This is a genomic window from Agrobacterium sp. 10MFCol1.1, assembly GCF_000381165.1.
Classification (GTDB): Bacteria; Pseudomonadota; Alphaproteobacteria; order Rhizobiales; family Rhizobiaceae; genus Agrobacterium; species Agrobacterium tumefaciens.
The window spans coordinates 14882-25994 of the sequence record NZ_KB906080.1 but is presented as its reverse complement, the minus strand read 5'-3'; the positions used below and the strand labels follow the sequence as shown (position 1 = coordinate 25994).

The window sequence follows — 11113 nt, the reverse complement described above, 5'->3', positions numbered from 1 at the left end:
TGAAAAAGCTGTTGAAGACAGACTGTCAGCGGCAGCGTGTCCTCCGCTCGCCGCTTGTCATTCTGCTGCGTACAATATCATTGCCGTAAAAATTGCTATGGTCCTATTTTGAGGATAGAACAGGCCATATGAACTTTTATTATTCAAAATTGGCGTTAAATCACATGGCAAATAGTCATAAAACAGACGATCTGGACCACTTCGATCTCAAGATTCTCGAGGCCCTCAGCGAAGACGGGCGCATGTCGGTGCTGCAACTGTCGAAAAGGGTCGGCCTCTCCAAGACGCCGTGCCAGACACGGCTCAAGCGGTTGGTGGATGAAGGTTATATTCTGGGCTTCCGTGCGGTGCTCAATCCGCAGAAACTGGGCGTCGACCATATCGCCTTCGCCGAGGTCAAGCTTTCCGACACACGCGAAAAGGCACTTGAGGAATTCAACACGGCGGTACGCAAGATCAAGGAGGTGGAGGAATGCCACATGATCGCCGGCGCCTTCGATTATCTACTGAAGGTGCGCACCAGCGATATCCGCAAATACCGAAGGGTGCTCGGCGAAAAAATCTCCAGCCTTCCATCGGTTTCCAACACTTCGACATTCGTCGTGATGCAGTCGGTCAAGGAGACCGGTATCTGACGACGCGGCGAAGAAAAACGGGCAGGCACGAGCCTACCCGTCTAATGCTTTGCGAATTCTGCCAGCTCAGCGCGCAGTGGCTGCGGCGGTAACGGCGCTCATCTGCGCGTCAGGACCGAACTCGTTTTCGTTTTCGATGCCGAGAAGTTCCTGCAGGCGCAATCGCGCGCGGCTGACACGGCTCTTGATTGTGCCAACCGGGCACCCGCAAATCTCGGCTGCTTCTTCGTAAGCAAAGCCCGAGGCGCCAATCAGTAGAATAGCTTCGCGCTGATCGTCGGGCAATTTTGCAAGTGCCGTACGAAAATCCTGAAGATCGACCGAACCATGCTGTTCTGGCGGCACCGACAGGCGCGAGGTGTAAACCCCGTCGGTATCCTGTACTTCGCGGCCGGACTTGCGAATCTGGCTGTAGAATTCGTTACGCAGGATCGTCACCAGCCATGCGCGCATGTTGGTTCCGGGCTGGAAACTCTCCTGTTTCGCCCAGGCCTTCATGATCGTATCCTGCACGAGGTCGTCAGCGCGATCCCTCGAACGGATGAGTGAGATCGCGAATGCGCGCAGGTTTGGCAGTGCCGCCAGCATTTCCCGTTTGAAATTGTATTCTGTCTGCTCCGGCTCTTTCGCCATCATTCCCCCGAAGCCTTGTCTTTGGCTCTGTTTTCGGCTTCATCGAGTTTCTCGAGAAGATCGAGGAATTTGTCAGGGATGCCTTCTTCCTGAACAGCATCGTAGAGTTCCCTAAGCTTGCGGGAAATCACCGCACGTCCAGAGTGCGGGACCTGAGGGTTGGCCGGATTGTCCGGAGAATCTTGGTCCGATTGAAATATGTTCATAACGTCCGGTATTCCTTTTGTGTCGTGGCAAGAATGCGCGATGAAAAAAATAGTTCCGGCGATCCGGAACTTTTTTTATGATGCGCACGTTGCTATCGTGGGTTTGCGTTGCAGACCGCATGAAAGGGGAGAATTCCATGTCAGTTTCTACACGCATCGCACCGCACCTGCCATATCTGCGCAGGTTCGCGCGTGCCGTTTGCGGCTCTCAATCCACTGGCGATGCCTATGTTGCAGCAACACTTGAAGCTCTGATCGCCGATATCAGCATCTTCCCGCCGACAAGCAACGATCGGGTTTCGCTTTATCAATTGTTCGTATCTATTTTTAGTTCCGTCACGATCAATATAAAGGCCGATGAAAACCTGTCAGGTTGGGAAAAGCGCGCTTCCGCCAACCTCTCTGCGGTACCAGCGCTCGCCCGCCAGGCTTTCCTTCTGACCACGGTCGAAGAGTTCACAGCTTCGGAAGCAGCAGAGGTTCTGAGGGTAACTGAAGCCCAGATCGGCCAGCTGATCGATGAGGCTGCCTCTGAAATCGCCCGTCAGGTTGCCACCGATATCATGATTATCGAGGACGAACCTCTGATCGCCATGGATATCGAGCAGATGGTCACCGATCTCGGCCATCGCGTTACGGGTATTGCCCGCACGCATGCGGAGGCGATCGATCTCTTCAACCGCACGCAGCCGAAGATGATCCTTGCCGACATCCAGCTTGCAGACGGCAGCTCCGGGCTTGATGCCATGAAGGAGATCCTTCAGATGACGTCTCTGCCGGTGATCTTCATTACAGCCTTCCCTGAGCGTCTTTTGACGGGTGAGCGGCCTGAGCCGACATTCCTCGTTACGAAGCCGTTCAACCCGGACATGGTGAAAGCGCTTATCAGCCAGGCGCTGTTTTTCAACGAAAGCTCTCGCGTCGCGGCGTGAAATTTGCCGAAACCGTAGACTGTCCGGGAACAACTACGGTACCCGGACGTTCGCGGTTACGGTCGTGAGGTGATCTCACGGCTTTTTGCAGGGAGATGAATTTGCATCGGCTGGCATGGCATAACGCGGAGAGGAACGAGAGCGAGCTACACGATTCGCTCGTCCTCGCTTTGCTCGATTCGGGCGAGACAGTCATGTTACAAGACTGGAACCGCGAGTATATATTCGTGGCCAATCTGCCGGATGTGTGGCGTCTGCCGACCGATAGCCATCCCACGGATGAAAATGTGTTTGGCACCGATCTTTCAGAGCGGCTTGCCGAACTCAAAAAAGATATGAATGTGGTGGGCAGTCGGGGCTTGCTGGAAGTTAATGCCGGCAATGACCGGGTTTTCCAGTTCCAGATCCATTCCACCTTCAACCAGGCGAAGCAGGCGGTGATGAAAACCACCATTCGCGAGGTGACGGCGGAACGGCGGCGCGAGCAGCTTTTACGCTCGCTGCTGCGCGAGGTCAGCCACCGTTCCAAGAACCTCCTGGCGATCATCCAGAGCCTTGCGGGCCAGACGGCCCGTTTCAGCCTCACCAAGGATGATTTTCTGCGCAAGTTTCGGGGCCGGTTACACGCTCTTGCCCAAAGTCAGGATCTCATCACGGATTCCGACTGGAGAGGTGCTCGCATATTCGAGCTTCTTCGCCAGCAATTCGATCTCTATGTGCCGGAATATCCTAATCTCATTCACATGGAAGGTGAAAACCTGCTGCTCAATCCGAATGGGGCGCTTTATATCGGTCTGGCTTTCCATGAGCTGGTCGTCAATACGGTCAGCCACAGCGGCAATCTCGCCTATCATCCGCCAATCTCGCTGCAATGCCGACAGGAAGGCGATTTTTGTATCGTTGAGTGGATAGAGCCGATCATGCCATCGAAAGAGCCGGCGCAGGCGAGGCGCGGCAGTTTCGGCAGCGTCGTGCTGGAAAAGGTCGTTCCATCCGCATTGGGCGGGAGTGCCGAATATCACCTCACGCCGGAGCGGATCGTCTACCGGCTGAAATTTCCTTCCGGGGACGTTACCGACATTTGAAATTTCGAAATAATGGCCCTCGGCTGGAGACCTGCCTCATAGGCAGCACTTCGGCCGTTTTTGCGAGAACGCAATAAAAAAGCACGGCCCATGAAAGAGCCGTGCTTTTTTATTATGACAGGTTTTCAGGGGTGAAACCTGTTTATTGTCAGCCAAGCTTCAGGCGGGGACGGGGGAATTGCTTGGCCTGCATTAAAAATGCATCCGACCTAATTCGGTTCCACTAAAACGTATTTTTTTTGCGGAGGGCGAAATTAGCTGCTTTTCGTCTGCAGGTACGGGGATCAAGCACGCCATTTTTCAAAGCGGGCCTGCCTGATCGGGTCGCTTGGGTATAAAATAGCGCATCGGCGCTTCAAGCGACCATTCGAACCCGGTTTCGCGATACTCCGTCACCACCTGTCCGCCGAATGCGCCTTCCGCATGCCTTTTGATGACCGTGGTACCAAAGCCCTTGCGGCTTGGTTCCGTCGCCGGTGGCCCGCCCGTTTCGGTCCAGACGATATAAATCATCTGACGTCCATCTTTTTCGAGCGGCTTCCAGCTCACCGTGATTTTTCCGAGCGCAACCGACAGGGCGCCGTATTTGATGGAATTCGTCGTCAGCTCATGCACTACGAGCCCAAAATTTTGCGCCGCTTCCGGAGAAAGCATGAAATCGTCCCCAGACAGCTCGAAGCGTTCCGAAACGGTGCCGAAAACGTCGAGGTGGGTCTCGATCAGCTTACGGATCGGCAAGCCCTGCCATTGAACCTCCGCCAATGCCCGGATCGACATTCCGAGACCGCGCAGACGGTGGTCCACCTCTTTCTGGAATTCCGGGATGCTTTTGTTTTCCCGCCCCAATTGCCGGATCATTGCCTGAACCAGCGTCAGAATATTCTTGGAGCGGTGAACCAGTTCGTGCAGCAGAAGTTGCAGCCGTTCTTCCGACTGGCTTCTGTCGAAGGAAGCATTGGAGAGCGCGACGGCGACCTGGTTGGCTTCCTTGATCTTGGTATCGACGGGCGCCACGATCTCGCCTTCACCGATGCGTTCAGCCATGAGCGTGAGATCGCGAATGGAACTGCGCAACTGCCGGCCGACCAGATAGGCGCCGCCGATGGCGATGAGCACCAGCATCGTGCTGCCGATCATCATTTGTCGCCACGTGTCGACCAATGCTGCCTGACTTGCGGCAAGTGGCCCCCACATCACGGTTCGCCATTGCCAGCCCGGCAATTGGGCATAGGCATAGAGGTTACCCTTGTCGTCGAAGAAATTACCGCTGAAGGCCTGCATTTCTGAAAGAATGGCAGGGCTGGCAAATGGCTTGCCCACTTCCACCCCATTCTGCGCACTGGAAACGACAACACGATTGTTACCGTCGATAATGGCGACCGCCCAGTTGCGCGGCAGGTTTTCCGTGGGAATGAGCCGGCTCAGGTCACTTGTATTCTGCGTCAGGATCAGGGCATCTCCGGCGGACCCCAGATTGGGGTCGAGCGGCAAGGTAACGTTGAACACCCATTCCTTGCTCGTCGCGCCGAAAAACATGTCCGAAACGGTGATCCGACGGGATTCGATTGCCTTGGCCAGATTGGCCTCGGCCGGCACCTTGCTGAGAGGCTGGCCAAATGACACCCGGGTATTGAGATACTGTTCGCCTTCCTTGGTAGCCAGAATGGCGTACAGGCCCTCCCGTTTCAGGCTTTCGGCAACACGTCCCTGAAAAGCGGCAAGATTGCCATTCTCGAGTTCCGGGAATTGCGACAGCAGATTGAGGGAGGTGGCGATTTCCTGCAGGCGCCTATCGATGTTGCGGCTGACGACCCTGACATCCTCGATCGTCTCCCGTTGCAGGTCGTCGCGCTTTTCGCTTTCAAGGCGCAGCATCAAGTAGCCGCCGAAAAGGATAAGCGGCAGGGTGATGACGGTTGCCATCACCACCAGATACGTGCCGATGGAGGCCGTCGGAAAAAAATTCGCACTGCGTCGACGTAAAGCCGAGAACGTGTTTTTCAGTTTTTTGCCGGGTTGAGGCATGCAAAAACTCCGGCAGTTACGGCATTGTTACGTCACGGATAATACCGCGCCATCCTCCTTTAGCAATGCCTGATTTTTTCGTTCGGGAGTCGCAAAATGTCGCAATCGCGTCGATGCGACTGAAAAAATCGGAACCATTTCAATGGTCAGCCCGTTTGCCAAGCGAACCGGTCATGGAGTGGAAAGCGAAATTCGTCACCGCTCGGCCAGTCGAAAACGATGAAAGGAAGGTACGAAAATGGCAAAGAAACTTACGATACTCGTCACCGCCGCCCTGATGGGCACGACGGCTTTCGCGCCGCTTGCCATCGCCCAGGGTACAACCCAGCCAGCACCAGCAAATCCGAGTGCTCAGACCGAACCGGCAACGCCTCCCGCCACCCCGATGGCGCCGGCTGCTCCTCTGGCCAATGATAGCGCGGCCGCGACGACAGGCGGTGCTTACATCACCCAGCAGGGTGAAACCCAGATCAGCGCCAACGATTACATCGGCAAGTCGGTTTATACCGCAGCCGACGAGAGCATCGGTAACGTCACCAACCTCATCATGGAAAAAGACGGCGGTCTCGTCGCAGCCGTGATTGGTGTCGGCGGTTTCCACGGTATTGGTGCCAAGGATGTCGCCGTGCCTATGGACAAGGTAACGATGACCCGCAACACGCAGGACGGCACCATTCGCCTGACGACGACCGAAACGGCGGAAACGTTGAAGGCTGCTCCGGAATTCAAGACGCTGGAACAGCAGGCCAGCGAAAAGAGCGCGGCAACGCCTGCAGCTCCGGACAGCACCACCACGTCCGCCACCAAGCCCTGATCCCCTTACCTGGGAGGCAGGAGCGGGATCGACCTCAACAGGCGTCCCGCGAGAGACACCGGCCATTGGCCGGTGTCTTTTTGTTTTAAATTGCGTTCGCTCAGTCCCCGGCGTTGCGCGAGGAATGCCAAGCCCAGGCGGATTTGATGATATCAGACAGGGAATAACGCGGCTCCCAGCCCAACACCGCCTTTGCCTTGTCGTTATTGGCGACAAGGGTGGTGGAATCGCCATCGCGGCGGTCGGTATATTCTACCGGGAAGGGGCGGCCGGATACGTCCGAAATCGCCGCCAGCAACTCCTTCACTGTCGTGCCGGTGCCGGTGCCAAGGTTGAGTTCAACCGTTTCACCACCCGCCAGCAGATAGTCCACTGCCCGCACATGGGCGTCGGCAAGATCGAGAATATGGATGTAGTCACGCACGCAGGTGCCGTCGCGGGTGTCATAATCCGTGCCGAACACCTTGAAGCCTTGACGCCGACCGAGTGCCGCCTCGATGGCGAGCGGGATTGCGTGGGTTTCCGGCTTGTGCCATTCGCCGATGCGGCCTTCGAAATCTGCACCTGCGGCGTTGAAATAGCGCAGCATCACTGAGCGCAGCCCCTTATAGGTGCTGTAATCCTTCAGCGCCTGCTCGACTACCCATTTGGTGCGGCCGTAAGGGTTGATCGGCGCCTGACGGTGCGTCTCGTCAATCGGCACCTGTTCCGGCAAACCGTAGGTGGCGCAGGTGGAGGAGAAAACAAATGCCGTGACCCCGGCATCGATGGCGGCAGACAGCAGGTTGAGCGAACCGATGACGTTGTTGTCGTAGAAGGCCACGGGTTGCTTTACCGATTCGCCGACTTCAATCAGCGCCGCAAAGTGGAGTACGGCCTCCGGCTGGTGCTTGGCGAAAACCTCGTCCAGCCGCGCGCGGTCGCGAATGTCGCCCTGCTCGAAGGGTCCCCAGCGGACGAATTCCTCATGTCCATTGGACAGATTGTCGAAAACGACCGGTTCATATCCCCGCTCAGACAGGAGAAGGCAGGTATGCGAACCGATATAGCCGGCACCGCCGACGACAAGGACTTTCTTCTTCATCAATCGCCTTTCAGAAAAAAACGGGACGTGCGGGAGACTGTATTTCACTTTGTTCAAATAAGGGCGGCGTGGCACTGAGCACCATCAACCAGTCTATCCATCGCGGGTAACATAAAAAAAACTGCGCATCCATGGTCTGGATGCGCAGCAGCAAATGAGAGTTTGACGAAGAGCCTTAAACGCGCCCGAAGGCGTGCCTATTTCTTTTTCCTGGTGTTGGCTCTGGTTGCCAGAAAGCCGGCAGCCATTGCAACGGCGAGCGTCGCGTAGGGGCGCGCCTGGATCGCCAGCGTCAGCAGCGATTGCAGCGCCAGAGGTGCTGCGGTCAAGGGAGCCGCCGTCAAGGATGCGACGGGTCGTCTTGCGGCATAGGCTCGCGGACGTTTGACGATCGCAAGCGCCACCAACATGATGACACCAAGCAGAAACGCCGTACCGGCTACGACAAGCGCGGCCGGCCCTGCGCCGACATGCCGGGCCAGATAGATGGACCCCGCCACGACAGCCGCTACGAAGGCGATCAGGAAGAATATCCCGGTCAGCACCCAAAGGATTATCGTGGCGCGCAGGCGCCGTGTCACGACGCGTCCTTCACGCTGGGTGTCTCCCAGATAGACCAGCAATGCCTCAAGCATGATGCGGCCTTATCGACGTGTGAGGAGGGCGAGCACGAAACCGACACCAACGGCGATGCCGAGGGACTGCAGCGGGTTCTTCTGGACCTGATCCGTCAGATTGTCGTTCAGCGAGGAAATTTCGTTGCGAACGCTGTCGGCCATCTCGCCGGAAGCGGTCAGTGCGTCGTCGGCCACGCGGGCGGCCTGCGCCTTCAGTTCATGCGAGGCTCCAACGCCCAGCGCCTTAACGCTCTTGGCAAGATTTGCCAGATCTTCGCGAAGTTGGGCAAGCTGTGCTGCCACATCGGCTGCATCGCCGTTTTCGAGGGATTGCTGGATCTTGTCGTTGACGCTGCTACGCACGCTTGCCATGGGTGAAGTCCTTCCTGGAACATCGTTGATGGAAATGGCGTCAGGTCAAAAAGACTGCCGCCGCGGATCAATGCCGACGCTTACGAACTTTCGTTGCGGCAGCCGTAAACCCGATTGTCCGCCATTCAAACGCGCCGATGCCCGCTTGGTTCCGCGGCTTGGCGAGTTTTCTCCCGCGGATTTTGCGGCGGGGGCAATTTTCCGGGAATTCGGTGCCGGACATTTGTTTTCCTGTAACAAGCATCATATAAGGCCCATCATCCAGACGGACCTTGACTTCAATCAATATGTGAAACGCTATGCTTCAGACGCCCTATTACCTCATCGACAAGACAAAACTTCTTCGCAACATGGAGAAGATTGCCTATGTGCGGGAAAAATCCGGCGCCAAGGCGCTTCTGGCGCTGAAGTGCTTTGCAACATGGTCCGTTTTCGATTTCATGTCGCAATATATGGACGGCACCACCTCGTCGTCGCTTTATGAAGTGCGTCTGGGCCGCGAGAAATTCAGTGGCGAAACCCACGCCTATTCCGTCGCTTATGCCGACTACGAAATCGACGAGGTGATTTCGAACGCGGACAAGATCATCTTCAATTCCATCAGCCAGCTTGAGCGCTTTGCAGAAAAGGCCTCCGGTATCACCCGGGGTCTGCGCCTCAATCCGCAGGTCAGCTCCTCGAGCTTCGATCTTGCCGATCCCGCACGTCCATTCAGCCGTCTCGGCGAATGGGATGTCGCCAAGGTCGACAAGGTCATGGACCGGATTTCCGGCTTCATGATCCACAACAATTGCGAAAACGGCGATTTTTCGTTGTTCGACCGCATGTTGACGCAGATCGAAGAGAAATTCGGATCGCTCCTGTCGCGTGCGGAATGGGTCAGCCTCGGCGGCGGCATCCATTTTACTGGCGACAACTATCCGCTCGACCAGTTCTGCGATCGCCTGGCGGCCTTTTCGGAAAAATACGGCGTTCAGGTCTATCTTGAGCCCGGCGAAGCGTCGATCACCAAGAGCACGACGCTTGAAGTGACGGTTCTCGACACGCTGTTCAATGGCAAGAACCTCGCCATCGTCGACAGCTCCATCGAAGCGCATATGCTTGACCTCCTGATCTATCGCGAAACCGCCAAGGTTTTGCCGAACGAGGGCGAACATCCCTACATGGTCTGCGGCAAATCCTGCCTTGCGGGCGATATTTTCGGCGACTTCCGGTTCGACAAGGAGCTGAAGGTCGGTGATCGTATCTCCTTTGAGGATGCGGCCGGCTACACCATGGTCAAGAAGAACTGGTTCAATGGCGTGAAGATGCCGGCGATTGCCATCAAGGAACTCGACGGCAGCGTGCGTGCCGTTCGCGAATTCGACTTTGCCGATTTCGAGCAAAGCCTGTCTTAAACCCTGTTTTAACATGAAACGAAGCTGATCCCTGCGGGGAAAAGGAGGCATCACCTGAAATGAAGAAGAACGTTCTGATCATCGGCGCCGGTGGCGTAGCACAGGTCGTGGCGCATAAATGCGCCCAGAACAGCGATGTATTGGGAGACATTCATATTGCGTCACGGACTTTGGAAAAGTGCCGCAAGATTGTCGAGTCCGTACGCGAAAAGAAGAGCCTCAAGACAGATGTGAAACTTGAGGCCCATGCGCTTGACGCGATGGATATCGAGGCGACGAAAGCCTTGATTACGAAAACCGGCGTAGAGATCGTCATCAACGTCGGTTCGGCTTTCGTCAACATGTCCGTTCTTCGTGCCTGCATGGACACGGGTGTTGCTTATATGGATACGGCGATCCACGAGGATCCCACCAAGATTTGCGAGGCGCCGCCGTGGTACGGAAACTACGAGTGGAAGCGCGCTGCCGAATGCAAGGAAAAGGGCGTAACGGCACTGCTCGGCGTCGGTTTCGATCCCGGCGTGGTCAATGCCTATGCCCGCCTTGCCAAGGATGAATATTTCGACAAGGTCACCTCGGTCGATATCGTCGATATCAATGCCGGCAGCCATGGCCGCTGGTTCTCCACCAACTTCGATCCGGAAATCAACTTCCGCGAATTCACCGGTGTCGTCTATTCCTGGCAGAATGGCCAGTGGCAGACGAACCAGATGTTCGAGGTCGGCCAGGAATTCGATCTGCCGGTTGTCGGCAAGCAGAAGGCCTATATGACCGGCCATGACGAAGTGCATTCGCTATCCAAAAACATGGATGGCGCCGATGTGCGCTTCTGGATGGGCTTCGGCGATCACTACATCAACGTTTTCACCGTGCTGAAGAACCTCGGTCTTCTCTCCGAAAAGCCGGTCAAGACTGCCGAAGGTCTGGAAGTCGTGCCGTTGAAGGTGGTCAAGGCCGTATTGCCGGATCCGTCTTCGCTTGCACCCGACTATGTCGGCAAGACCTGCATCGGCGATGTCGTCAAGGGCATCAAGGATGGCAAGGAACGCGAAGTCTTCATCTACAACGTGGCCGACCACAAGGAAGCCTACGAGGAAGTTGGATCGCAGGGCATTTCCTACACCGCCGGCGTTCCTCCGGTCGCTGCCGCCATGCTGATTGCCACCGGCGAGTGGGATGTGAAGCAGATGGCCAATGTGGAAGAACTGCCACCGCAGCCTTTCCTGAACCTTCTGAACAAGATCGGCCTTCCAAGCCGTATCAAGGACGAAAACGGCGACCGCGCCCTGACGTTCTGATCCATCAAGACAATA

12 protein-coding genes are annotated in these 11113 nt (G+C 56.2%); 6 read left to right on the top strand and 6 right to left on the bottom strand.

Annotated elements, in window-relative coordinates; all coding sequences use genetic code 11:
- The first annotated feature begins 164 nt into the window (after positions 1-164).
- Positions 165-635, top strand: a complete 471-nt coding sequence (locus F617_RS0120175) for an Lrp/AsnC ligand binding domain-containing protein (RefSeq protein ID WP_004432060.1) — start codon at positions 165-167, stop codon at positions 633-635.
- Between the two features lie 66 nt (positions 636-701).
- On the opposite strand, the gene F617_RS0120170 is transcribed toward F617_RS0120175, so the two are convergent.
- Positions 702-1268: an RNA polymerase sigma factor gene (locus F617_RS0120170; protein ID WP_004432061.1), complete on the bottom strand. Its 567-nt coding sequence runs from the start codon at positions 1266-1268 to the stop codon at positions 702-704.
- Positions 1268-1474, bottom strand: coding sequence for a NepR family anti-sigma factor (locus F617_RS0120165; RefSeq protein WP_004432062.1), 207 nt, complete (start codon positions 1472-1474; stop codon positions 1268-1270). The genes F617_RS0120170 and F617_RS0120165 overlap by 1 nt, the downstream gene beginning before the upstream one ends.
- A 137-nt stretch (positions 1475-1611) precedes the next feature.
- Here F617_RS0120165 and F617_RS0120160 point away from each other — a divergent pair, with 137 nt between their 5' ends.
- Both F617_RS0120160 and F617_RS0120155 read left to right on the top strand, forming a co-directional pair.
- On the top strand, positions 1612-2406 hold the full coding sequence (locus F617_RS0120160) for a response regulator (RefSeq protein WP_004432063.1): 795 nt from the start codon (positions 1612-1614) through the stop codon (positions 2404-2406).
- Positions 2407-2501: 95 nt separating this feature from the next.
- Entirely contained in the window at positions 2502-3491 is a 990-nt protein-coding gene (locus tag F617_RS0120155; protein ID WP_019566501.1) for a sensor histidine kinase, read from the top strand.
- Between the two features lie 300 nt (positions 3492-3791).
- Here the strand turns inward: F617_RS0120155 and F617_RS0120150 are convergent, their stop codons facing one another.
- A complete protein-coding gene (locus F617_RS0120150) occupies positions 3792-5516 on the bottom strand; it encodes a sensor histidine kinase (RefSeq protein WP_019566500.1) in 1725 nt (574 codons plus the stop codon).
- A 238-nt stretch (positions 5517-5754) separates the two neighbouring features.
- Here F617_RS0120150 and F617_RS0120145 point away from each other — a divergent pair, with 238 nt between their 5' ends.
- A complete protein-coding gene (locus tag F617_RS0120145; RefSeq protein WP_019566499.1) occupies positions 5755-6330 on the top strand; it encodes a PRC-barrel domain-containing protein in 576 nt (191 codons plus the stop codon).
- Positions 6331-6430: 100 nt separating this feature from the next.
- On the opposite strand, the gene galE is transcribed toward F617_RS0120145, so the two are convergent.
- The 3 genes from galE to F617_RS0120130 form a co-directional block, all read right to left on the bottom strand.
- Positions 6431-7414 (bottom strand): UDP-glucose 4-epimerase GalE, encoded by a 984-nt coding sequence (galE, locus tag F617_RS0120140; protein WP_004432073.1) that lies wholly within the window; start codon positions 7412-7414, stop codon positions 6431-6433.
- 197 nt (positions 7415-7611) lie between these two features.
- Positions 7612-8049, bottom strand: a complete 438-nt coding sequence (locus tag F617_RS0120135) for a hypothetical protein (RefSeq protein WP_004432075.1) — start codon at positions 8047-8049, stop codon at positions 7612-7614.
- Positions 8050-8058: 9 nt separating this feature from the next.
- The gene (locus F617_RS0120130; RefSeq protein WP_004432077.1) at positions 8059-8403 is read right to left on the bottom strand and encodes a YqjD family protein; all 345 of its coding nucleotides are present in this window, start codon (positions 8401-8403) and stop codon (positions 8059-8061) included.
- 299 nt (positions 8404-8702) lie between these two features.
- Here F617_RS0120130 and nspC point away from each other — a divergent pair, with 299 nt between their 5' ends.
- Together nspC and F617_RS0120115 are read left to right on the top strand one after the other, a co-directional pair.
- A complete protein-coding gene (gene nspC, locus F617_RS0120120) occupies positions 8703-9800 on the top strand; it encodes a carboxynorspermidine decarboxylase (protein WP_013762135.1) in 1098 nt (365 codons plus the stop codon).
- Positions 9801-9859: 59 nt separating this feature from the next.
- Complete coding sequence (locus tag F617_RS0120115) at positions 9860-11098, top strand: saccharopine dehydrogenase family protein (RefSeq protein ID WP_013762136.1); 1239 nt, start codon at positions 9860-9862, stop codon at positions 11096-11098.
- Positions 11099-11113 lie beyond the last annotated feature (15 nt).

Bases quoted from the DNA above. Each gene is read 5' to 3' on its own strand.
- F617_RS0120175 (WP_004432060.1), top strand. From the start codon at position 165: ATGGCAAATAGTCATAAAACAGACGATCTGGACCACTTCGATCTCAAG.
- F617_RS0120170 (WP_004432061.1), bottom strand. From the start codon at position 1,268: ATGGCGAAAGAGCCGGAGCAGACAGAATACAATTTCAAACGGGAAATG.
- F617_RS0120165 (WP_004432062.1), bottom strand. From the start codon at position 1,474: ATGAACATATTTCAATCGGACCAAGATTCTCCGGACAATCCGGCCAAC.
- F617_RS0120160 (WP_004432063.1), top strand. From the start codon at position 1,612: ATGTCAGTTTCTACACGCATCGCACCGCACCTGCCATATCTGCGCAGG.
- F617_RS0120155 (WP_019566501.1), top strand. From the start codon at position 2,502: ATGAATTTGCATCGGCTGGCATGGCATAACGCGGAGAGGAACGAGAGC.
- F617_RS0120150 (WP_019566500.1), bottom strand. From the start codon at position 5,516: ATGCCTCAACCCGGCAAAAAACTGAAAAACACGTTCTCGGCTTTACGT.
- F617_RS0120145 (WP_019566499.1), top strand. From the start codon at position 5,755: ATGGCAAAGAAACTTACGATACTCGTCACCGCCGCCCTGATGGGCACG.
- galE (WP_004432073.1), bottom strand. From the start codon at position 7,414: ATGAAGAAGAAAGTCCTTGTCGTCGGCGGTGCCGGCTATATCGGTTCG.
- F617_RS0120135 (WP_004432075.1), bottom strand. From the start codon at position 8,049: ATGCTTGAGGCATTGCTGGTCTATCTGGGAGACACCCAGCGTGAAGGA.
- F617_RS0120130 (WP_004432077.1), bottom strand. From the start codon at position 8,403: ATGGCAAGCGTGCGTAGCAGCGTCAACGACAAGATCCAGCAATCCCTC.
- nspC (WP_013762135.1), top strand. From the start codon at position 8,703: ATGCTTCAGACGCCCTATTACCTCATCGACAAGACAAAACTTCTTCGC.
- F617_RS0120115 (WP_013762136.1), top strand. From the start codon at position 9,860: ATGAAGAAGAACGTTCTGATCATCGGCGCCGGTGGCGTAGCACAGGTC.